At 43.6% G+C, this 22,212-nt stretch carries 19 protein-coding genes; 9 read left to right on the top strand and 10 right to left on the bottom strand.

All coding sequences use genetic code 11. The features are described from left to right. Positions 1–183: 183 nt before the first annotated feature. On the bottom strand, positions 184–510 hold the full coding sequence (locus Q0R52_RS19605) for a VOC family protein (protein WP_295797346.1): 327 nt from the start codon (positions 508–510) through the stop codon (positions 184–186). A 141-nt stretch (positions 511–651) separates the two neighbouring features. Here Q0R52_RS19605 and Q0R52_RS19600 point away from each other — a divergent pair, with 141 nt between their 5' ends. Further along, complete coding sequence (locus Q0R52_RS19600) at positions 652–1,617, top strand: helix-turn-helix domain-containing protein (protein ID WP_295797344.1); 966 nt, start codon at positions 652–654, stop codon at positions 1,615–1,617. Between the two features lie 2 nt (positions 1,618–1,619). Here the strand turns inward: Q0R52_RS19600 and Q0R52_RS19595 are convergent, their stop codons facing one another. The 5 genes from Q0R52_RS19595 to Q0R52_RS19575 form a co-directional block, all read right to left on the bottom strand. Then, complete coding sequence (locus tag Q0R52_RS19595; protein ID WP_295797343.1) at positions 1,620–1,982, bottom strand: VOC family protein; 363 nt, start codon at positions 1,980–1,982, stop codon at positions 1,620–1,622. Positions 1,983–2,093: 111 nt separating this feature from the next. Next, the gene (locus Q0R52_RS19590) at positions 2,094–2,822 is read right to left on the bottom strand and encodes an MIP/aquaporin family protein (RefSeq protein WP_295797340.1); all 729 of its coding nucleotides are present in this window, start codon (positions 2,820–2,822) and stop codon (positions 2,094–2,096) included. Positions 2,823–2,920: 98 nt separating this feature from the next. Next, positions 2,921–4,420, bottom strand: coding sequence for a glycerol kinase GlpK (gene glpK, locus Q0R52_RS19585; RefSeq protein ID WP_295797338.1), 1,500 nt, complete (start codon positions 4,418–4,420; stop codon positions 2,921–2,923). A 119-nt stretch (positions 4,421–4,539) separates the two neighbouring features. Next, positions 4,540–6,117 carry a glycerol-3-phosphate dehydrogenase/oxidase gene (locus Q0R52_RS19580; RefSeq protein WP_295797335.1) on the bottom strand — a complete coding sequence of 526 codons (1,578 nt, stop codon included), beginning with the start codon at positions 6,115–6,117 and terminating at the stop codon, positions 4,540–4,542. A gap of 189 nt (positions 6,118–6,306) precedes the next feature. Then, positions 6,307–7,791, bottom strand: a complete 1,485-nt coding sequence (locus tag Q0R52_RS19575) for a gluconokinase (RefSeq protein ID WP_295797333.1) — start codon at positions 7,789–7,791, stop codon at positions 6,307–6,309. 251 nt (positions 7,792–8,042) lie between these two features. Between Q0R52_RS19575 and Q0R52_RS19570 the strand changes: the two genes are divergently transcribed. The 8 genes from Q0R52_RS19570 (at position 8,043) to Q0R52_RS19535 (ending at position 15,650) form a co-directional block, all read left to right on the top strand. Then, on the top strand, positions 8,043–8,651 hold the full coding sequence (locus Q0R52_RS19570) for a DUF2807 domain-containing protein (protein ID WP_295797331.1): 609 nt from the start codon (positions 8,043–8,045) through the stop codon (positions 8,649–8,651). Between the two features lie 114 nt (positions 8,652–8,765). Continuing rightward, on the top strand, positions 8,766–9,485 hold the full coding sequence (locus Q0R52_RS19565; RefSeq protein ID WP_295797329.1) for a head GIN domain-containing protein: 720 nt from the start codon (positions 8,766–8,768) through the stop codon (positions 9,483–9,485). Positions 9,486–9,626: 141 nt separating this feature from the next. Beyond that, entirely contained in the window at positions 9,627–10,100 is a 474-nt protein-coding gene (locus Q0R52_RS19560; RefSeq protein WP_295797327.1) for a hypothetical protein, read from the top strand. After that, positions 10,093–10,539, top strand: a complete 447-nt coding sequence (locus Q0R52_RS19555) for a c-type cytochrome (protein ID WP_295797325.1) — start codon at positions 10,093–10,095, stop codon at positions 10,537–10,539. The genes Q0R52_RS19560 and Q0R52_RS19555 overlap by 8 nt, the downstream gene beginning before the upstream one ends. A gap of 240 nt (positions 10,540–10,779) precedes the next feature. Beyond that, on the top strand, positions 10,780–12,135 hold the full coding sequence (gene tig, locus Q0R52_RS19550) for a trigger factor (protein WP_295797322.1): 1,356 nt from the start codon (positions 10,780–10,782) through the stop codon (positions 12,133–12,135). A 343-nt stretch (positions 12,136–12,478) separates the two neighbouring features. Continuing rightward, positions 12,479–13,189, top strand: coding sequence for an ATP-dependent Clp protease proteolytic subunit (locus tag Q0R52_RS19545; protein ID WP_295797320.1), 711 nt, complete (start codon positions 12,479–12,481; stop codon positions 13,187–13,189). Between the two features lie 149 nt (positions 13,190–13,338). Beyond that, complete coding sequence (clpX, locus tag Q0R52_RS19540) at positions 13,339–14,577, top strand: ATP-dependent Clp protease ATP-binding subunit ClpX (RefSeq protein ID WP_252789641.1); 1,239 nt, start codon at positions 13,339–13,341, stop codon at positions 14,575–14,577. 212 nt (positions 14,578–14,789) lie between these two features. Beyond that, entirely contained in the window at positions 14,790–15,650 is an 861-nt protein-coding gene (locus Q0R52_RS19535) for an AMP nucleosidase (RefSeq protein ID WP_252789639.1), read from the top strand. A 75-nt stretch (positions 15,651–15,725) separates the two neighbouring features. On the opposite strand, the gene Q0R52_RS19530 is transcribed toward Q0R52_RS19535, so the two are convergent. The 4 genes from Q0R52_RS19530 to Q0R52_RS19515 all read right to left on the bottom strand — a co-directional run bounded on the left by Q0R52_RS19530 (position 15,726) and on the right by Q0R52_RS19515 (position 22,199). Continuing rightward, entirely contained in the window at positions 15,726–16,796 is a 1,071-nt protein-coding gene (locus tag Q0R52_RS19530) for a phosphatidylinositol-specific phospholipase C1-like protein (protein WP_295797314.1), read from the bottom strand. 10 nt (positions 16,797–16,806) lie between these two features. After that, on the bottom strand, positions 16,807–18,399 hold the full coding sequence (locus Q0R52_RS19525; RefSeq protein WP_295797311.1) for a RagB/SusD family nutrient uptake outer membrane protein: 1,593 nt from the start codon (positions 18,397–18,399) through the stop codon (positions 16,807–16,809). Positions 18,400–18,420: 21 nt separating this feature from the next. After that, positions 18,421–21,420, bottom strand: coding sequence for a TonB-dependent receptor (locus Q0R52_RS19520; protein WP_295797308.1), 3,000 nt, complete (start codon positions 21,418–21,420; stop codon positions 18,421–18,423). Positions 21,421–21,749: 329 nt separating this feature from the next. Then, a complete protein-coding gene (locus Q0R52_RS19515) occupies positions 21,750–22,199 on the bottom strand; it encodes a hypothetical protein (protein WP_295797306.1) in 450 nt (149 codons plus the stop codon). Positions 22,200–22,212 lie beyond the last annotated feature (13 nt).

Raw genomic sequence — 22,212 nt, 5'->3', positions numbered from 1 at the left:
ATTAACACATTTTTCATCGATATTTTTATATTTACTTAGTTATCAATAATATATAATTAAAAAATACCAAAAAAATGCAAACACCTGTAAACACCCTCCATTATAAATTTCATATTTTAAAAAAAGCCCGGCCAGCATTTGATAGCTAACCGGGCAACACGTTCAGACTAATTTTTCGGGCGTTTATTTCTGATGCAGGCATAACCCATTGCCGTCAGGGTCTTTTACCCAGGCAAACTTACCCCAGGGAGTGTCATCAATTTCGCCAATCTCGATGCCTTTGGCTATGATATTTTCAACCTCCTGCGCGATATCGTCGGTTTCGCAAATTATGGCATGAAACTTTCCTAGGGAGATGGTGGCTTCGCTGCCAGGAAGACCCATTTGCGTCCACGTTTCATCGTGACCCGACGGAACCTCCATTATTAACTTAAAACCGAGTTTCTGATAAAAATCCTTTGCTTTTTCTCTGTCAGTAACGGGTAGCATAACAACTTCAATTGATTTCATTTTATAGTGTTTTAATTGATGATTAATATAATACAAAACTACGGTACGTGTACTTCGCCAGTAAATGGTAAAAACGACAATGTTACCTGTTGATTGCGACAACTGAATTCTCCACCTTTGTAAGTAACCAATACCGGAATTATGAAGCATGTTTCCATCTTATCGCTTTACGATGCAACCCTAACCAGCATCGACAGCAGCCACCAGCTATTCAACCGGGTAAACGATTTTATGCGTTACCAGGGCAAACCCTCGTTTTATGAAGTGGAGATAGTGGGTGTTTCAAAAAGTGTGGAGTTCGGAAATGGCCTTTATACCATCCGGGCAGACAAAACCATTGGTGAAGTAAAAAAGACCGATGTAATAGTTATACCACTGCTGTGCGGTGACTTCGTTAAGGCTATCGCAAAAAATGACGCGTACACAGAATGGATACTGTCGCAATATCGTAACGGTGCAGAAATTGTTTGCCTGTGCGTTGGTTCGTTTTATCTTGCATCAACCGGCTTGCTTGATGATGGAAAATGTGCTGTTCATTGGGCAGCTACAAATGAATTTAAAGCAATGTTCCCGGCTGTGAAGGTTATCGACGACTCCATTATTACTGACGAAAAAGGTATTTACACTTGCGGTGGTGGTTATACATATCTTAACCTGCTGCTGTATATTCTCGAAAAACATTTAGGTAAGGAGATTTCAATCCTGGCGTCAAAGATGTTTGAGATCGATATTGAACGGAAAAGCCAGAACCCATTTATAATATTTATGGGGCAGAAACGTCATGGTGACGAGTTGGTGCTCGAATCGCAGGAGTATATCGAAAACAACCCGGGAATGGTATTTTCTGTGGATGAAGTATGCGGAAGATTTTCAGTTGGCAGGCGAACATTTGAACGTCGGTTCAAAAAAAGTACCGGAAATTCAGTTGCCGAATATATACAGCGGGTGAAAGTGGAATTTGCAAAAAAACACCTGGAAGCCGGTAAGAAAACAGTTAACGAGATTATTTACGAGACTGGTTACAATGATATCAATGCGTTCAGGAAAGTCTTCAGAAAATTCACCGACCTGTCCCCAATTGATTACCGGAAGAAATATGCAGGTTGAATTTATTCCACCGGTTGCCCGAACTGTATCAAATAGCCATTGTTATCATATATGGCAAATTCCCGCATGCCGTAATCAAACGTCTCCAGCGCGTAGCAATTATGAGTAACTACTTTCAGTTGCTCCCATAATTCGTCAACATTATCTACAGTGATATAAATAGAACCGGTAAAGGTTGGTTTATCAAACGGTACATGTGCGTTGGGATAAGATACCATTATCTCTACCTCATCGCGCGACAAGCTGGCCCAGGTCCAGTCTTCCGTAACCCCGTTGCAGGTAAAGCCAAGTATTTCGATATAAAATTCGACGGTAAATTTTACCTGTTTTGAATAAATTACAGGGCGTAAGGCTGTGAGCTTCATATCGCTAAATTATATTAATTCAGCATAAATACATAATTAAGCTTTTTGCGAAGTCAGAACCAAAAACCAAGAGCCAAGAAACAAGAGTCAAGATAAAAATTAATCCCAAGACTATTTTAACTGCAAAAACAGTTCTGCAGCAATAACAGCACCCGCAATCGGCCCAACTATAGGTATCCATGCGTATTGCCAATCGCTGGTACCTTTATTTTTTATAGGGAGAAGATAATGTATTATCCGTGGCCCCAAATCGCGGGCTGGATTTATGGCGTAACCTGTTGTACCGCCAAGCGCAAGGCCAATAACCCATACCAAAAATGCTACCGGCAACGCCCCTACTGAGCCCAGTCCTATGGGCGTTTTATTTGGGATGATCTGACCATCGGCTATGTAAAAGACAACAAATATCAATACAAAGGCACCTATAATCTCGCTAGCGATATTGGAAACATAATTACGGATAGCGGGCCCGGTACAAAATATGGCGAGAATAAATCCGGGGTTGTTGGTCTTCTTGAAATGGTCGTAGTACATTACCCATACCAAAAATGCGCCTAAAAATGCACCCAGCATTTGTGCCACGATATACGAGACCACTTTTGCCCAGGCAAATTTGCCGGCAACAGCCAGCCCAATTGTTACCGCAGGGTTTAAATGTGCACCGCTATACGGCCCGGCAACCACTACGCCTACAAAAACGGCCAGGCCCCAGGCCGTGGTTATTACCATCCAGCCGCTGTTGTTGCCCTTGGTATCGTTTAATAAAACGTTGGCAACAACGCCATCGCCTAATAATATCAGTAACATGGTGCCGATCAGTTCGGCTAGAAATGGTGACATATTTTTTGGGTTTTAATTAGTCCTGAGTCTAAAGTCGAAAGTCCTTAGTCGAACTAAAATTATTTAATAACTCCTATAAAAGGCTCAAGACTATCGACTTATGACTTTGCAGACCAGCTTTGCGTAGCAGCCACAGCCCTTTTCCATCCTGCCATCGCCTGCTGCACTGCATCTGTATTTTCAACCGGCACAAAATCGCGCTCGGTTTGCCATTGCTGCTGAATCTCTTCTACGTTGTTCCAATAACCCACAGCCAAACCAGCCAGGTAGGCTGCACCCAATGCCGTGGTTTCAACTATGCGGGGCCTAATTACTTTACAACCCAGTAGATCGGCCTGAAACTGCATTAACAGGTTATTGGCCGTTGCACCGCCATCAACCCTTAGTTCTTTTATCGACAGGCCTGCGTCGGCTTCCATCGCCTTTAAAACGTCCACTGTTTGGTAGGCAATTGCCTCTGTTGCGGCACGGGCAATGTGGGCCGCTGTTGTGCCGCGGGTAATTCCCACAATAGTACCACGGGCATCCGGATCCCAGTATGGAGCGCCCAGGCCGGCAAAAGCAGGGACAAAATATACGCCGCCGGTGTCAGTTACGCTTAATGCCAACTGTTCAACTTCTGCCGAGGTTTTGATAACGCCCAAGCCATCGCGCAGCCATTGTACCACGGCGCCGCCAATAAATATACTCCCCTCGAAGGCGTATTGAATTTGTCCGTTTATTTTCCAGGCGACGGTGGTCAGCAGGTTATTTTTCGATTCAATAAACTCGCTGCCAATGTTCATCAGCATAAAACAGCCGGTGCCATAGGTGTTTTTAACCATGCCTTTATCAATACACATCTGGCCGAATAATGCGGATTGCTGATCGCCGGCTATGCCTGCGATGGGAACTTTTGAAGCGAATATGGTGGTGTCGGTTTCGCCGTAAATTTCACTGGATTGTTTTACTTCGGGCAGCACGCTGGCTGGTACGCCGAATATCTTTAACAAATCGCCATCCCACTGCTGGGTACGGATGTTGTACAACATGGTGCGGCTGGCGTTGGTTACATCGGTAACGTGTACCCTGCCACGGGTGAATTTCCATACCAGCCAGGTATCAACTGTGCCGAAGGCAAGCTTGCCCTGTTCAGCCAGTTCTTTAGCGCCATCAACGTTGTTTAAAATCCAGTTGATTTTTGAGGCGGAAAAATAGGAGTCGATTATCAGTCCTGTTTTGGATCGGATAATATCAGTTAGTCCTTCGTTTTTTAGTTTGTCGCAATATTCGGATGTCCGCCTGTCCTGCCAAACGATGGCGTTGTAAACAGGCAATCCGGTTTCGCGATTCCAGAGAATAGTCGTTTCCCGCTGGTTGGTGATGCCGATAGCTTTAATATTTTTACCATTGATACCCATTTTCGTGGTAGCCTCGGCAGCTACACCAGCCTGGGTGGACCATATTTCATTGGGGTCATGCTCAACCCAGCCCGGTTGTGGAAATATCTGGGTAAATTCTTTTTGTGCAACGGACCGTATCTGCCCGTCATGGTCAAAAATTATAGCCCGCGAGCTGGTGGTGCCCTGGTCTAAAGCCAAAATATAGTCTTGGTTCATCGTGTGGTTCATAGTTCATGGTTCATAGTTCATGGCAGAAAGTCCCCTGAGCTATTTACATGAAGGTTGGTAATTGGTTGGGGGAAATTACAAAATAGGTTTGGATAATTATTAATCAACTAAAAAGGAATTAATAAATAATTCCGAGCGATCTCATTAAACGCCGCAAGCTGTTTTTCTATCCAGATGTCGTCCTGTTTCAACTCCCCTGCTATTAGCTGTGCAACTATTGGGGCTATCTCAATGGCTACCCGTGCATCAAGGAAAAGCGCCCTTACCCTACGGGCCAGTACGTCTTCTACCGTACGTGCCATTTCATGGCGTACAGCCCAAATCATTTCTGCCTTTTTATATTCAAGCGCCGGGTGCAGCGGTTTCCCCCATTCAGCATTTTCATTAATAAGCTGGAGGACTGCATCCTTATCTGTTCCATAAACATACAGGTGGTCATTACGGTCGACATCATTTTTATTGCCGTGTATCGACAAGGTTGTTGTTACACTGGCGCGGGGACTTAAGCCGGCAGTTTCAACAGCCTTGTCAACCGTATCCTGCGCCATGCGCCGGTAGGTTGTCCATTTCCCACCCGTTATGGTGATTAAGCCCGATCCGGATACAATGAGTTTATGGCTGCGCGAGATTTCTTTTGTTTTTGCTGACCCTTCCTGCGGCGCCGCCAATGGGCGCAGGCCGGCAAATATACTGCGCACATCCTCCCGCCCGGGCACCCGGGTTAAATATTCGCCTACATTGCGCATTACAAAGCCTATTTCCTCCTCTAAAGCCACCGGCTCCAGGCTGTGTTTATCAAGTGGCGTATCGGTAGTGCCTATCAAAAGCTTGCCGTGCCACGGCAAAACAAAAAGCACCCGTCCGTCATCGGTTTTGGGTATCATTACCGCATCGTCACCGGGCATAAATGATTTGTCGACCACAATATGAATGCCCTGGCTCGACTTTACCAGCGGCTTTTTATGGGCTTCGTCTTTCTGAAGTAAATCATCTACAAAAACACCTGTTGCATTAATTACGGCTTTGCTTTTAAGGTTATAGACCTTACTTGTTTCCATATCGCTGGCAACAACCCCTGCCATTTTTCCATTTTCTTTAAGTAAACCCGTAACCTGGAAATAGTTTAAAACCGTTGCGCCCTGTTCGAGACAAGTTTGGGCAAGGTTTATTGCAAGCCGCGAATCATCGAACTGTCCATCGTGATATACTACGCCCCCATATAAATTTTTCTGCTGAATACCGGGGAGCCTGCGGATTGTTTCTTTTTTTGAGATATGTTTCGACCGTCCGAAACTGAGCTTACCTGCCAGCAGGTCATAAATGGTTAGCCCTACGGTATAAAACGGCCCGCTCCACCAGTTGTAATTGGGGATGATAAAGGATTCGTTTTTTACAAGGTGCGCCGCGTTTTTTAGTAGTAACCCACGTTCGTACAAGGCTTCACGCACTAACCCGATATCTCCCTGGGCAAGGTACCGGACGCCCCCGTGAACAAGTTTGGTGCTGCGGCTTGAAGTTCCTTTGGCAAAGTCCGCCTGTTCAAGTAACAAGGTTTTATAACCACGCGAGGCAGCATCAAGCGCCGTGCCCAGCCCGGTAGCGCCACCGCCAACAACTATTATATCCCATATTTCTTCGGGAATACTGATTGCTTCAACTAATTTTTCACGTTCGGTGTTAACCATTATTTTAAATTGGTTTGGATGAACTGCGTTAAAATGTAACGGCTACCCATTCAAATCTAAAAATAAGATTTGCATTATTTGGGCGGGATGATGGTAAAGTTGAAATGATAACGTTAGGTTAACGAAAATTAAAAGTAACATTCGTTAGCAGTAGTACAACCTCTCAGCGAGAGACGCGAAGCATCGCGTCTACAAAATCCCTGCGACCTTGTGCATCGTCTCTTTCAAATCCGTATACAATTGCTTATAAACAACAAAACTATCCGCATAACTGGCAGTATTGGCCGCATCCGGTTCAAATGCCTTTGACGCCCCCGGGCTTGAGGTCGGATATTCTTCAATCGTGCCGATGCTTTTCAAAGCCATAAAGGCCGCGCCGATTGCTGAGGCGTCATCACTTTGTACCACGACCAGCTTTTTGCCGGTAATATCGGCCAGGGTTTGGATCCAAAGGTTGGATTTTACAATGCCGCCACTGATGTTTATCTGCGTAATGGGTTCAGCATTTTGCTGTACGGCATCTAAAACATCTTTCAGCGCATAACAAATACCTTCCAGTACCGCCCGCGAAAAATGGGCCTGGGTATGTTGCAGCTTTACGTTGAAAAATGTGCCGCAACTTTCGTTGTCCCATATCGGGGCACGTTCGCCGGTCAGGTAGGGTAAAAACAACAGGCCGTTGCCGCCGGCGGGAATGGCGGCTATTTGATTAAAAAAATGTTCGTAATCACTGTCGGTTGGGTTTGGGTTATTGGTTTTCAGCCACCATTGCAGGGCTATGCCGCCATTATTTATTGGGCCGCCACAGATATAGGTACCGCGGTTAAGGATATAGCTAAAAGTCATTGCAACCGGGTTTGGCAGTGGCTTGTTGCTGGCAACCCTTACCGCGCCGCTGGTGCCAATGGTAATGGCAGCTATACCTGCTTTATCGGCCATGCTGCCCAGGTTGGCAAGGCAGCCGTCGCTTGCTCCGATAATGAATGGAGTGTTTGGTTTTAAGGATTTTAACCCGGAATTGCCTTCGCCGTTGTAATTTCTTGCATAATCGGTAGCAACCGTTTTTGATAATGACTTGGGGGTAATCCCTGCCAGGTTTAATGCATCTTCATACCATACAAACTTCTCAATATCAAACAAACCAGTGCATGACGCGTTCGATTCATCCAGTTCAAACCCGTTAAATAGTTTGTGCCAGATATATTCTTTTATCGAAATAAACTTATACGTTTTATTAAATAGCGCCGGGTCATTTTCCCTTATCCAGATGATTTTGCACAGCGGCGACATGGCGTGCAACGGCGTGCCGGTAGCTTTATAAATGACCATCCCCCTATCGGTTTGTCTTAATTGTTTGGCTATAGCTGCGCTACGGCTGTCGGCCCAGGTTATCATTGGGGCCAAAGCGTTGCCTTCTGCATCAACGGCAATTAAACTGTGCATAGCGCTGCTGAGGCTTACAGCCAAAGGCGGTGTTCCAATTTTGGCAATAACACCTTCGATGCAGGCTTTGAAGGCTTCCCAAATTAGTTCCGGATCCTGCTCATGATAGCCGGGTTTGGGTGCATTGTAGCTGTAATACAACTGGTTATCAGCAAACGATTGGCATTGCAAGTTTACCGCCACTGCTTTCACGCTGCCCGTGCCAGTATCCACCCCTAAAACATATTTCATGGTAAATAATTATAATTTGCAAGATACAGCTTTCCGGTAAATACCCCGATCCACCCAAGTACACAGTGTGCACGATACACCAATAATTTTTCCTCCATTTTCACCGACTATTTTTCCCGGTTTACCGAGTAAAACCGCCTCTATACCTAATAGGGACCAATTTGCTGTAACGAACTTTATTTGGGTTCGTCTTATTGGTGTATTCAGAAATTAGAAAATATAATTACTTGACAATCAAAATAAAACATATCATGAAAACTCAAATCATAACCATCTTCGCAGCCTTAGTTTTAGCCTTCGGAGTAACAAATTCAGCTTCAGCAGCAACTGCAAAAAACGCAGATAACAGCTACACCGTATTAACCGACGTTAGCGCCATCAACAAAATTGAAGTACGCGGCAACGTTCAGCTTTACATATCAGACGGCGCTGCCGACCAGGTAAAAGTTTACAACAAATATTACAGCCAAAGTGCTTTGGTACAAAGCAAAAACGGTGTATTGAGAATCGCTTCATACAGCACCGATAAATTGGTAGTGTGGGTTACTGCAAACGATTTACGCGCCGTATCAGCTTATGATAATTCAGAAGTAAAATCATTCGGCGATATTTCAAAAATTGAGTTTGACGTTGATTTACACAACCATGCATCTGCCAAATTGAACATCGATGCCTTCAGCGCCAGCTTAACTGTAAATGACGATGCTAAAGCCAGCCTTAGCGGTAACGTAACTGAATACGCTTTAAGCTGCGACCGCGACGAAAATGTAGATCACAAAAACCTGGTAGCCGGCCACACTTCAAAAAAACAAGCACAAGGACAGGTAACAGCTAAAGGATTTGACTTAGCCGACCTTTAATCCTCAATAAAAAACAAGGCATATATTTAAAAGCTGTCGTAGAAAATATGGCAGCTTTTTTTAAATTTGATGTAACTTAACCAATCAGTAATAAGTCCAAAACTTAAAAAAGTCATGAAAAAAATAAAGTTATTATTCGCCCTGGCAATTGCAGGTATCACGCTTGGCGGCCTGGCTTCGTGCAGGTTAGGTTGTGTGCACGGCTCGGGCCACCAGCAATCTGAAAGCCGCAAGGTGGATGGGTTTGAAAAAATCACCATATCAGGCGGTTTTAAAGTGATTTTAAAACAGGATAGTACGCTTGATATAAAAATCACTGCCGACGATAACCTCCTTAAATATATCCGCACCACAGTAAGCGGCGACAGGTTGAAAATTAGCACCAAACGCAACCTGTGCAACACCGGCCAGATGACCGTGTATGTTGGTATTAAACGCTTGAATGAGTTAAAAGCTTCGGGTGCCGTCGAAGTTGAATCGGATGGCAAAATAACTACCCAGGATATTGAATTTAACCTATCGAGTGCAACCAAATTAACCTTGGACCTTAATGCGGCCAACGTGCGTACGACAGGCAGCGGTGTTACCACCATAAATTTAAAAGGGCAGGCGACCAGCCACGATGTGGAGATGGCAGGCAGCGGCAAATTGCATGCCTTCGATTTTGTAGTAAGCAACTGCAGCATTAGCAGTTCGGGCGTTGGCCACAGCGAAGTGAATGTGCTAAATAAATTAAATGTGCATTCAAGCGGCGCGTCTGACGTGAAGTATAAGGGCAATCCGGCTGTAAACAATGATAAATCCGGTGCATCATCTGTAGAAAAAGCGGACTAGATCCAGTTGATTGGGTTGATTAAGAGAGCGGTTGATTAAGTTGTTGAATATTTAGAGGGTGAAAGGTGAGTGAAGCCCAATCATTTAAATTAAATAAACTTAATCAACTCAATCTAACATAATCAACCGAATTAACCCATCATGAAAAAGTTCAAAAAAGTATTGCTATACTTAGTTATAGCAATTGTACTTGTGGTAGTTTCTGCCATATCGTACATTACCCTTTGCCTGCCAAATGTCGGTCCGCCTGAAGACATACATGTAACGCCCACAGCGCAATTGGTAGCGAGGGGCGAATACCTGGCAAACCATGTTACCCTTTGTGTCGATTGCCATTCCCAGCGCGATTTTTCCCGCTATGCGGGCCCGTTACTCGACGGCAAACTAGGCCAGGGCGGTGAAGTATTCGACGAAAAAGTAAGTTTCCCGGGTAGTGTACATGTACCTAACATTACCCCTTATAAATTAAAAGACTGGACGGATGGCGAAATTTTCAGGGCCATTACCACTGGTGTACGTAAAGACGGCGTGGCCATATTTCCGTTGATGCCCTGGCCATCTTATTCAAAACTGGCCCGCGAGGACGTTTATGCCCTAATAGCATACCATGCCTAAGAAAGCAAGCCTGGGCACCATCCCCAACCCGGCCGATACTTTAAAATACGGCGCATACCTGGTTAATGCCGCGGCGTGCATGGATTGCCATACCCAAAACGTTAAGGGAGAAATGATAGCCGGTATGGAGTTTGCGGGCGGGCGCGAATTCAGGATCGGGAATAATACTGTCCGGTCGGCCAATATTACTCCTGATAAAGAAACCGGGATAGGCAACTGGACGGCCGATGCTTTTGTACAGCGTTTTAAAACATTTAGCGACCGCGAAAAAGCAGCCAAAGTATCGCCCACCGACCCCCAAACCATTATGCCATGGTACAACTTTAGCGGGATAAAGGAAAGTGACTTACGCGCGATGTTTGCTTATATAAAAACATTAAAGCCGGTAAAAAATACGGTGGTTAAGTTTACGGCAAATAGTTTTGTCAAGTCAGAGTGAGTGGTGAGTGGAGAATGGTGAGTGGTGAGTGGTTTAACAACTGTCGCCACTCAACCATTCACCTAATCAACCACTCACTTAATCAACTTTTTCTTCTTTACTGACTTTTCGGACTTTCCCGACTTTTCGAACTTCAATACTTTTTTCCTACCTTTGCCCCTCCAAAAGCAGGGGCTTTTTATTTGCCTATAATTTAGGGGCTTCGCTTAAATACTTTAAAGATTAAAATACCGGTAAAAGATGAATATATCACAGGAGAAAATTGATAACCTGAATGCAGTTGTAAAAATCAATATCAACCCCGAGGACTACCAGCCACGTGTTGAGAAAGCCATTAAGGAACACGCTAAAAAAGCAAAAATACCAGGCTTCCGCCCGGGTATGGTGCCATCATCGCACATCAAAAGGATGTACGGCAAAAGCATTTTGGTTGATGAGATAAACAACATGCTGTCGGATACTTTGAATAAATATTTAGAGGACGAAAAGCTTGAAGTTTTAGGCCAGCCATTGCCAAAACGAGGTGATGAGCGTGAATACAATTGGGATTTTGCCGACAACTTTGAATTTAACTATGAAGTTGGCCTGGCTCCTGAGTTCAGTATCGATTTTTCATCGAAAGATAAATTAACCCAATATGTTATTAAAGCCGACGAGGCTACACTGGCAGAGCGTATCAAAAACATCCGTCGTGGCTATGGCAAAATGACAAATCCTGACGTATCGGCAGATGGCGATGTGCTTTATGGCGAATTAGTTCAGCTTTCGCCGGATGGTTCTGTTTTTGAGGATGGCATCAGCAATACCTCATCGGTTCGTTTGGACCAGGTAAAAGATGAAGCTGTAAAAGCATCATTGATCGGCCTGAAAAAAGGTGATGAGGTTACGCTTGATATTCAGAAAGCATTTGATAACGACGCAGCTAAAGTTGCAGGCTTGTTAAAAATTGACGAAGAAACAGCGGCAGATTTAAAATCGGACTTCCGTTTAACTGTTAAAAATGTTAATCGTTTGGAAGAAGGCGATTTAAACCAGGAGTTCTTTGACAAATTATTTGGTGAAGGTGTAGTAACAACTGAAGAAGAGTTCAGGGCTAAAATTACCGAGGAAATTGAAACGATGATGCAGCAGGATGCGGAACGCAAACTGCAGGGCGACATTTATCAATATGGTTTAGGTAAGGTGACCTTTGAGTTGCCCGATGAGTTTTTAAAACGCTGGTTACAGGCAACCAACGAAAAACTTACCCCCGAGGAACTTGCAGGTGGCTATAACGATTTTGCCCAAAACCTTAAGTGGACTTTAATTGAAAACAAAATAATTAAAGACAACGAACTTGAGATTAAATACGAGGACGTTTTCCAACTGGCAAAGGCACGTTTAGGCCAGCAGTTTACCATGTACGGTCAGCCTATCGATGAAGAGCAGCTGAGCCAGTACGCTGTACAATACCTGCAGAACAAAGAAAATGCAAACAAAATATTTGAAGATGTAAAAGCATTAAGAGTATTTGACTACATAAAAAGCGTTGTTACTTTAGAACCGAAAGAAATTTCTTATACAGATTTTACAAGCGAGTTCGGAAATAAAAATTAAGTCCGAAAGACCGAAAAGTCAGTAAAGTCCGAAAGTAGGAGAAATTGTCTTTTACTTTCGGGCTTTTGTATTTTTCGATACCTACCCCGGACGTCATGCCGAATTTATTTCGGCACCTCACTGGACAAGTTGCCAGCGTGCTGATCATTTAGCATGTGGGGTGCCGAAACAAGTTCAGCATGACGGTTGGTTCAATTGAAAATCATCTTTCGGACTTCCGGACTTTCCCGACTTTTCGGACTTTTCCAAATAAATTTACTTTCAAAAAACTTTCTGTTAATAAAAGTATTTAAGTAACAACTATATTTATCGCGATTAAAACCCCCACACTAACAAAAAAATCATGAGCAGTAATATTGATAAGAATGAATTCAGGAAATACGCTGTTAAGCACCACCGCATTAACAGTCTTTTTGTAGATAAATTTATTTCGCGCGTTGACGCAACCCGCATGCCAACCGGGATAACCGGCATGACGCCTTACATTATTGAAGAGCGCCAGCTTAACGTAGCCCAAATGGACGTATTTTCGCGTTTAATGATGGACCGCATCATTTTCCTTGGCGATGCGATTTATGAAAATATTGCAAACATTATTCAAGCCCAATTGCTATTCCTTCAATCGGCTGATGCAAAACGTGATATACAGATATACATCAATTCGCCGGGTGGCTCGGTTTACGCCGGTTTGGGTATATATGACACCATGCAATTTATATCAAACGATGTAGCAACAATTTGTACAGGTATGGCCGCCTCAATGGGTGCCGTGCTGTTATGCGCAGGCGCTGCAGGCAAAAGGGCAGCGTTACCACATGCAAGAGTGATGATACATCAGCCATCTGGTGGTGCGCAAGGCCAGCAGTCAGACATTGAAATATCATACCACGAGATCACTAAATTGAAGAAAGAATTGTACCAGATCATCGCTGATCACAGCGGGGCATCGTATGAAAAAGTTGATAAAGCATCAGACCGTGATTACTGGATGATAGCCGAAGAAGCAAAAGAATTTGGTATGGTGGATGAAATTTTAAGAGGGAATAAAGCCTAAGTAGTCCGAAAGTCCCTAACGTCCGAAAGACAAAAAACGGATTGCAAATATTTAAAAAGTTAGAAGTTTTGACGAAATTATCTTTCGGACTTTACTGACTTTCGGACTTTCGGACTTTTTTCATTAAATTTGTAAGTAAAGTAAATCAAATGAATAAAAACAGCAAGGAGATCAGGTGTTCGTTTTGTGGGGCAGGTAAACAGGACTCCCTGATGCTGATTGCCGGCCTTGATGCGCACATCTGTGATAAGTGCGTCAACCAGGCTAATGAAATACTGGCTGAGGAGCTGAAAGTGCGCAAGGTAAAAACTTCGCCATCGGTACCTGCGGTGTTAAAACCTGCTGAAATTAAAGGCCACCTGGATCAATATGTTATTGGTCAGGATGATGCCAAAAAGATACTTGCCGTTGCCGTTTACAACCACTACAAGCGCCTTAACCAGCGTGTTGAAAAGGATGATGTGGAAATTGAAAAATCAAACATTATTATGGTTGGCGAAACCGGGACCGGTAAAACACTACTGGCAAAAACCCTCGCTAAAATATTAAATGTTCCATTCTGCATCTGCGATGCTACAGTTTTAACAGAAGCAGGCTATGTGGGGGAAGACGTTGAAAGTATTCTAACCCGTTTGCTTCAATCTGCCGATTATGATGTAGCAACCGCCGAGCGTGGTATTGTTTATATTGATGAGGTTGATAAAATTGCCCGCAAAAGCGATAATGCATCTATCACCCGTGACGTATCGGGCGAAGGCGTACAACAGGCTTTATTGAAGATTTTGGAAGGAACAAATGTTAACGTACCGCCGCAGGGCGGCCGGAAACATCCCGACCAGAAAATGATTACCGTTAATACCAACAATATCCTGTTTATATGTGGCGGGGCTTTCGATGGTATCGACCGTAAAATTGCCAACCGCCTGCGTACCCAAACTGTTGGTTACAAAATGAAACGTGATGATGGTGAGGTAGATTTGAAAAACCTGTATAAGTACATTACTCCGCAGGATTTAAAATCATTCGGATTGATACCGGAGTTGATCGGCCGTTTGCCTGTGCTTACGTATTTGAATCCGCTCGACAGGGAAGCTTTGCACAATATTTTAACTGAGCCAAAAAACTCGCTGTTGAAACAGTACAAAAAGCTGTTTGAATACGAAGGTGTAAAGCTTGAGTTTGAAGACGATGTACTTGATTTTATTGTTGACAAAGCGGTTGAGTTTAAACTTGGCGCCCGCGGCCTGCGCTCGATATGTGAGGCGATAATGATTGACGCCATGTTTGAGTTTCCGTCGAAAAAAGAAATTAAGCGCTTAAATGTAACGCTTGATTACGCCCGCGAGAAATTCGAAAAATCGGACCTTAAAAAGTTAAAAGTGGCTTAATGTTGAAGACACAACCAGTACTTATATTTGAATATACAACGCAGACCCTGGTTTTTAACCGGGGTTTGTTGTTAAATAAAGGGGCATGCCGAACTTATTCTCCGCAAGCACAGCCCCTTCTGACAAGTTACCCCTCTCGTTGGCAACCTGCCCTGTGAGATCCCGATCCGATCAGTTGGCAGTCGGGACGACGAGATTAAAATTATATAACGATGAACGAACAATTAGACGTAAAGAAAGATCAGCCGAAGACAGAAGCGAAAAAAATCAAAGAGGTGCACACCCCCATTACCCCCGGTTTAAAAACAAAAGAAGGTATTGTTACCAACTGGCTGCCGCGCTATACAGGCCGCCCGCTGGCCGACTTTGGCCAATACATCATCCTCACCAACTTTTCGAAATACATACAGTTATTTTCGCAGTGGAATGATAATGCACCGATACTGGGTCTTGACAAACCTATGCAAAGTGTGACGGCCAATGGTATAACCATAATTAACTTTGGTATGGGCAGCTCGGTGGCGGCGACTATAATGGATCTACTAACCGCCATTAAACCAAAAGCCGTAATATTCCTGGGGAAATGCGGTGGCCTTAAAAAGAAGAACAATGTTGGCGACCTGATATTGCCGATAGCCGCGATACGGGGCGAAGGGACATCAAACGATTACCTGCCCGCCGAAGTGCCTGCACTCCCGGCGTTCGCCCTACAAAAGGCTATATCGACCACCATACGCGACTTTGGCCGCGATTACTTCACCGGAACATGTTATACCACCAACCGTCGCGTTTGGGAGCACGACAAGGAGTTTAAAAAATACTTGAAAAAACTGCGTGCAATGGCTGTGGACATGGAAACGGCAACGGTATTTACCACTGGCTTCGCCAACAAAATTCCAACAGGCGCCCTGCTGTTGGTGTCAGACCAACCAATGATACCCGAAGGTGTTAAAACCGCTGAGAGCGACTCGAGCGTAACCGAACAATTTGTTGAAACGCATTTAAGGATCGGGATTGAGTCGTTAAAACAACTAATAAATAACGGGTTAACTGTTAAGCACCTGATATTTTAAATTATAACTCTCGTACAATAAACAAAGCCTGTGCTCACAATTAAGCACAGGCTTTGTCGTATAAAATATTTACCGTTATTTAAATAAAGGGTTCGGGCGGCAATAAGTTCCATCACCAAAGCTAATCACATAGTCTGATTTAAAATGTGTACTTTTTTGGTAGTAATCTGTAGTGATAATCTGCGCATCAGAAGCCAATGCGGCTTCAAATGTTGATTTATCGTTGTCCCTTGCCTCTTCAGTGTCGCTATCGGCTCGGGTGCGTATGATATAACCCTTTTTAACCAGTGCCTTTATCTTTTTAAGGTCCTTTTTCGGGTTATTCATAATGTGTATTGCCGACTCAGGTGTGCCCGGTTCAGAATCGGTAAACAGAACCCTGTTTTTTAATGAGGGGTGGCCGGCTATGTAAGCCGCCCTCTTTTTCCCAACTTCATCCAGTACAAATATAAATTTACCCTTTGCCTGCTTTACCTTTGGCCAGTTGCCGTGTAAAACCGCGCTTTGCAGGGTTTTATATTTTCCCCTCACATCATCCGGAACAACCAGGTTCTCCCGGCCCAGGTTTTCCAAAAGGGTCTTATCCAACTGGTCGAAAATTGCGCTGGTAAATGTTTCCGGAATAGTATAGTACGGCTTTTTCATACGTTCATCCTTCGCATTCATTGTAATAAAAATCACGTCGTGATCTTTATGCTTGTCCGACCATTGCCTCAACTCCTGTAAACACTGTTTAAATGTTAAACAATTGCTCCTGAAATCAATATCCTGTATATGAAATACTTTAAACCCTGGTTCGTTCATAACACCATCCTTGTCATAAGGCGCCTGGCCGGGTGCCCAGGCCAGCCCTTTCGGATGTGCATATCTGCCGCCCTTGGTATCGGCATAAATGTCGATTTCAAGATCCAGCAAGCCCAGGTCGAGTTGTTGCGATAAGGTGATATGGCTATAATCTATTTTCTTCGATCCTACGGAGTCTTTTTCTTTAATAAACTTAAATAACACCGGATCGATGGATTGTTTATAGCTATTGTGTGACCCAATCACCTGTATGCGGTTTATAGGCAAATCGTCGCTAACGGGGTTACCGGTTTTAAATGATAAACAGGCAATTAGCAGGATGCTCAAAAATGTCTTTGTCATACAAAATAAATTAATAGCCCGGGTTTTGAGTTAATTTCGGATTAAGCTTAATTTCTGTCGCCGGGATTGGGTAAAGCCTCCTGCTTGCATCTTTATTCATCGACAGCGGGTCATTCGCAAATGGGTAATCCACTTCAAACTGGCCAAAACGGATTAGGTCATTCCTGCGCCATCCCTCCCACGAAAATTCTCTTGCACGCTCATCAAGTAGCGATGGCAAATCAACCGCACCTGCCAATTGCGCACCCGCACGCGCCCTTACCTGGTTAACCAGGTACAATGGTGTTTGCAGCTGCCCGTTTACAGTGGTAGCTGTAGCGCCCCTTAATATCGCCTCCGCTTTCATCAGCATAACATCTGCTAACCTGAACACAGGCACGTCGTTACTGTTTAAACGGGTTGCCTGGATAATGTTTGGATCCGGGTAGTATTTCATTGAGCGGATACCTTCCGACTGGCTTGCAATGGTGTTCCCTACGTCCATTGGTTTGGGCGGTACCAAAATCAGATCAGGGGTGATAACTATTTGTGTGGTAGTATTAGGATAATAAGCAGGTTGATTAGTAAAACCACCATTACCATCAGGTAAAAACTGCGGCCCTACCAGCCAGGTATTTGTCCGCGCATCGCCGGGCAAATTAAACCGGTTATAAAACTCGTGAGTGGTACTCATGGCAATACTCAGGCCTACGTTCATGTTGTAATATGGCGCGAGGTAGTAAAAGAAGCCGAACCTGGTAAACTGGTTGCCCGGAATCTGCTGATCGTAAGGCACTGCAAAAATGGTCTCTTTTATCTGCGGGCCGTTATTAGGTAAAAATATATCCCTGAACTTAGCGTCGAGGCTATAATTGGGGTTTTTCATTACGCTATCAGCCATTGCAACAGCATCATTATAACGCTGGGTGCCGGTATATACCTCTGCATTCAGATACATTTTTTCAAGCAGTGCAAACGCCATTTCCTTAGTTGGGCGACCGTATTGCAAGGTGTTGGTTGCAGCAACGCTTGTTTTTGATGGCAGTTGCTGTAAAACACTTTTCAGGTCTGCCTCTATAAACTTAAAAACTTCAGCCCTTGATTGCGTTGATGGCAGCTCGGCTACCGGGAAAGTGTTGATGATGGGTACATTACCATACAAATCCATCATAAAAAAGTAATACAAATCGCGCATTGCAGTAATCTCGGCAATGCTTGAGGTCTTTAACGTAACGCTTGATGAAGATGCTTTAACCAGGTTAATTAGGCGGTTACAGTTGTTGATGCCACCGAAACCCCATTGCCAAACGCCGGTAACGTTGGGATGGTCAAATGTCCAGGTGTGATAGTGCAATTGCCTGTATTGGCCACCGTCGTCAAAGTTCCCGTCCCTTGCCGGGATAATTGCTTCATCTGTCGAAAGCTCCTGCATGCGCCAGTAGGGCACCGCGTAATTTGACGATAAGTTAGAGTACATGGTGCCTAACAATGCAATGTAATCCTGCTGTGTTACCGGGAAGTTGGATTTTACATATTGCGATTCAACAGGCACATCCAGTTTTGTGCAGGAATTTATGGTGACTGCCGTTGCAATCGCTGCTAAAAATAATATTGTTCTTTTCATTTCTGTTGTGTTGAAGTTTTATTAAAACGATGTATTTAAACCAAAAATGAAGGTCCGCGTACGCGGGTAATAGTTTTGGTTGTCGATACCGGGGGTTAAGCCGCCGATATTAACTTCAGGATCGATCCCCCTGTATTTGGTAATGATAAAAACGTTATTGGCTGATAGATAAAAGCGGATGCTTTTGACAGCCTGTATTTTTGGTTTAATAGTATAACCAAGTGTGGCATTATCGAGGCGTAAATAGGCGCCGCTCTCTAAAAAGCGATCGGATATTAAATAACCGTTAATATCATTAAATGATTCGCCAAGGGTAAATCTTGGGATGTTTTGTATTTTGGAATCCGCAGGGTTGTTCAGCGAGGCCAGGGTAGCATTCAAAATTTTGTTGCCCCATACGCCGCGAACCAGGAAGTTCAGATCAAAGCCTTTGTAGAAAAAGCTGTTGGTCCAGCCGTAAATTGCTTTAGGCTGTGCGTCTCCTGCTACTCTTTGATCAGTAGTTAAAGGCTGTGTAGCTATCACCTGCCCGGCAGCATTTTGATAAGTACTTACTCCAGAGCCATTTTTACCCACATAGTGCCATAAATAAAAGGTACCCAAAGCATCGCCTGGTTGCACTATCTGGCTATAGTTACCAGATTGGCCCTTGCCACCTAACTGTGCAGTCTGGATATATGGAGTTGCAAACAGCGTGTTTGATAAGGTTTCGACAACGTTTTTATTGTGCGAGATATTGAAGGAAGTTTTCCAGGTAAATGCTGAAGTTTTTACCGGCACCGCATTTATTACAAACTCCACACCAGTGTTTTTTATTTTACCAACATTTGCAGTAATTGTAGGCACAAAATACTGGGTAGTTGATACCAGGTATTGGTCATAAATCAAGTCGGATGTTTTCTTGATGTAATAATCTAAGGAGCCTGTGATTCGGTTTTTTAATATACCAAAGTCTAAACCGATGTTGGTGGTAGCGGTGCTTTCCCATTTCAGATCCGGGTTATCGTTTCTTACAGGGCCCAAAGCATTGGTTATATTACCGTTGTACAGGAATTTGCTGTTCCCGGGAGGGGTTCCATAAATAAGCAATGCCGAAAATGCGTTAAAGCCTAAGCTGTTACCCGACACGCCATAACCTGCCCTTAATTTCAGGTCGCTGATAACCGGCATGCTTTCCATGAATTTTTCGTTGATAATTCTCCAGCCGGCAGATACCGCAGGGAACAAGCCGTAACGGTTATTTCTACCAAATGCCGACGAACCGTCGTCCCTGAGCGATGCCTGTAACAAATACTTATCGCCAAACTGGTATTGCGCACGACCGTAGTAAGATATCAACCTCAATGTTGATATCACATTCGGGTTAAAAGCTACCTGCGACAGCGAAGAAGGGTTTGACAAAAACAGATTGTTATACGTTAAGTTATCGTTCGAAAAGTTCTGTGTCTGCACACCAAAACCGTCATTGGTTTTGTCCTGCTGATACGAATAACCTGCCAACAACTTAATGCTGTGCTGGCCAAATTCCTTGTCGTAGTTAAAGTACGATTCAAAAACACTGCTTGTGTTTAAAAACGCTGTTCTGTTAGCTACGCCGCCGGCTCCAACTGCCAGGCCCGAATGGCTGTTTTCGTAAACATTGATATTGTTTTGATCTTTTTGGGTCGATCCCGTAAGCGTAAACCTTAAGCCAGGCAAGATATCAACCTGTGCAATGCCGTTTATTAAGGTTTTATTATCGTTGGTTTTAATACTGTTGTTGTTTGCCAGCGATAGTGGGTTTAAAGGCCCGCTACCGGTGCGGGTATAGTTTTCCTTGTAGCTGCCATCGGGGTTAAACGGACTTACCGTAGGCAAATAAAACAGCATACCCGGCAACACGTTTCCCTGCGGGATGTCTTTGTTGTTGGTAACGCTGTTTGTCAACGTAATACCCAGCTTTAACTTGTCATCAAAAAAGCGCTGGTTAATATACCCCCTGAAAATAGTACGTTCGAGGCTGGTGTTTATTAATACACCTTCGTTTTTTAAATAGTTAACACTTGCACCATAATCAGCACTTTTAGATGCGCCCCCGTAGGATAAATTGTGATTTTGAGAATAGCCTCTCCTCTCCACCAGGTTTTGCCAGTTAGTATTTGAGCCGTCATCATCAATCGGCTTGGCAAGCGGTTTTACGCCGTTATCGCTCAAATATTTTCGCAACTGGTCGGCAGTCAGCATATCAATTTTTTTCGATACGTTTTCCATCGCCACATAGGCGCTGTAGTTTAACCTTGTTTGACCGGTTTTTGCCCTTTTGGTGGTAACGATAATTACACCATTAGCAGCCCTTGATCCGTATATGGCTGTTGAAGAAGCATCTTTTAAAACATCAATACTTTCGATATCGTCTGGTGCCAATAAATCAATTGAAGCGCCGGGCACACCATCAATTACATAAAAAGGCTCCTGTGCAGCACCCTCGCGCAGGGTTGAGGGCCCACGCAGAATTGTTGCAGGCTGTTTGTTAGGGTCGCCGCTCTTGGTAACGTTCAGACCTGCCACTTTGCCTTGCAACAATTCGGCCGGGGTTGTTATTACACCCAGGTTAAAGTCTTCGGCTTTTAATGATGTAATGGCGCCGGTAACATCCTTGCGGCTTGCTGTGCCATAGCCAATTACAACGACATCTTTCAGTTGTTTGGTGTCGGGTAAAAGAGTAACATTCAAAACACCGTCACCGGCGGGCACGTCCTTTGCTACATATCCTAAAAAGTTAAAATGAATAACATCATCCGGGCCATTCACCTGGATTGAGAATTTTCCATTACCATCGCTGGATGCGCTTTTGCCGGAGCCCTTTGCTGTTATGATAACGCCGGGCAGCGGTAAGTTCTTTTCATCGGTAACAGTCCCGCTGATTACCTTTGATTGCTGTGCTGACGCCGTTAAAGCGAACAGCATGATTAACAGCAGAAACCGGGCTTTATGTTTCGATTTGATAAAAGCCCGCAAAATCTGGTTGTACATTTTTTCCATAGTTTGAGTTGAGTTGACCTATTTAGTGTCAAAACAACAATTTAACTATTAGCAAAAAATAAACTGGATGTTATGAATTGTAAAGAAACAAATAAATGACTTATTACAATAAAACACGCAAAACACTTGTAATCAAATAATTACAAACAAAAGACCTAAACGCAATATGGAACAAAAATTAACTACCGGTAAACCCAAAATTGTTAAATTGTAAATAAGATGCCGGTCTTTTAAAATGATTTTAAAAAGGACCTGGAAGTGTTATCCGGATATTGTGAAATATATCTTGGATCAGGTAAGTTGGGTTGAATATGTGAGCGGTGAATTTTTTAAAAAGTAGGCTTATCTTCCTGACCGTGCTGATAACTATTTTGTTCATTGAGTTTGTGCCAACCCTTGTTTTTAAATTTTTCATAGCTAATATAAAATCCTATTAGCAGACCTATAAATATGCCCACATAATTTATCGCAAACTGAAGGGTGATGCCTTGATAATACTCATCCTTAGTATTAATATAAAAACCGCAAACGGCGAGGGCAAATACAATGACGACAGTTATAAGGCCAGCAATTTTTTTGGTATGAGGAATAAATAAGCATGACAAAAAGACGCAAAGAGAAAAAGAGCTAATTGTTAAAAACAGGTGATATGCGAGATAAAAATAAAAATTATGGGAAGTAAGCTCATTGGCAACATTTAATTCTACAAAGAGAACAATTAAGCCAAAGGTTATTGATAATGACAAAGGAATACCCAATATCCATCTAAGTAAATTCATAACTCAAATTAAC

Source organism: Mucilaginibacter sp. (assembly GCF_025359345.1).
GTDB lineage: Bacteria > Bacteroidota > Bacteroidia > Sphingobacteriales > Sphingobacteriaceae > Mucilaginibacter.
This window is presented reverse-complemented; position numbering and strand designations above follow the sequence as displayed.

Coding starts and splice junctions, on each gene's coding strand:
- Q0R52_RS19605 (WP_295797346.1), bottom strand. CDS start 510: ATGAAATCAATTGAAGTTGTTATGCTACCCGTTACTGACAGAGAAAAA.
- Q0R52_RS19600 (WP_295797344.1), top strand. CDS start 652: ATGAAGCATGTTTCCATCTTATCGCTTTACGATGCAACCCTAACCAGC.
- Q0R52_RS19595 (WP_295797343.1), bottom strand. CDS start 1,982: ATGAAGCTCACAGCCTTACGCCCTGTAATTTATTCAAAACAGGTAAAA.
- Q0R52_RS19590 (WP_295797340.1), bottom strand. CDS start 2,822: ATGTCACCATTTCTAGCCGAACTGATCGGCACCATGTTACTGATATTA.
- glpK (WP_295797338.1), bottom strand. CDS start 4,420: ATGAACCAAGACTATATTTTGGCTTTAGACCAGGGCACCACCAGCTCG.
- Q0R52_RS19580 (WP_295797335.1), bottom strand. CDS start 6,117: ATGGTTAACACCGAACGTGAAAAATTAGTTGAAGCAATCAGTATTCCC.
- Q0R52_RS19575 (WP_295797333.1), bottom strand. CDS start 7,791: ATGAAATATGTTTTAGGGGTGGATACTGGCACGGGCAGCGTGAAAGCA.
- Q0R52_RS19570 (WP_295797331.1), top strand. CDS start 8,043: ATGAAAACTCAAATCATAACCATCTTCGCAGCCTTAGTTTTAGCCTTC.
- Q0R52_RS19565 (WP_295797329.1), top strand. CDS start 8,766: ATGAAAAAAATAAAGTTATTATTCGCCCTGGCAATTGCAGGTATCACG.
- Q0R52_RS19560 (WP_295797327.1), top strand. CDS start 9,627: ATGAAAAAGTTCAAAAAAGTATTGCTATACTTAGTTATAGCAATTGTA.
- Q0R52_RS19555 (WP_295797325.1), top strand. CDS start 10,093: ATGCCTAAGAAAGCAAGCCTGGGCACCATCCCCAACCCGGCCGATACT.
- tig (WP_295797322.1), top strand. CDS start 10,780: ATGAATATATCACAGGAGAAAATTGATAACCTGAATGCAGTTGTAAAA.
- Q0R52_RS19545 (WP_295797320.1), top strand. CDS start 12,479: ATGAGCAGTAATATTGATAAGAATGAATTCAGGAAATACGCTGTTAAG.
- clpX (WP_252789641.1), top strand. CDS start 13,339: ATGAATAAAAACAGCAAGGAGATCAGGTGTTCGTTTTGTGGGGCAGGT.
- Q0R52_RS19535 (WP_252789639.1), top strand. CDS start 14,790: ATGAACGAACAATTAGACGTAAAGAAAGATCAGCCGAAGACAGAAGCG.
- Q0R52_RS19530 (WP_295797314.1), bottom strand. CDS start 16,796: ATGACAAAGACATTTTTGAGCATCCTGCTAATTGCCTGTTTATCATTT.
- Q0R52_RS19525 (WP_295797311.1), bottom strand. CDS start 18,399: ATGAAAAGAACAATATTATTTTTAGCAGCGATTGCAACGGCAGTCACC.
- Q0R52_RS19520 (WP_295797308.1), bottom strand. CDS start 21,420: ATGGAAAAAATGTACAACCAGATTTTGCGGGCTTTTATCAAATCGAAA.
- Q0R52_RS19515 (WP_295797306.1), bottom strand. CDS start 22,199: ATGAATTTACTTAGATGGATATTGGGTATTCCTTTGTCATTATCAATA.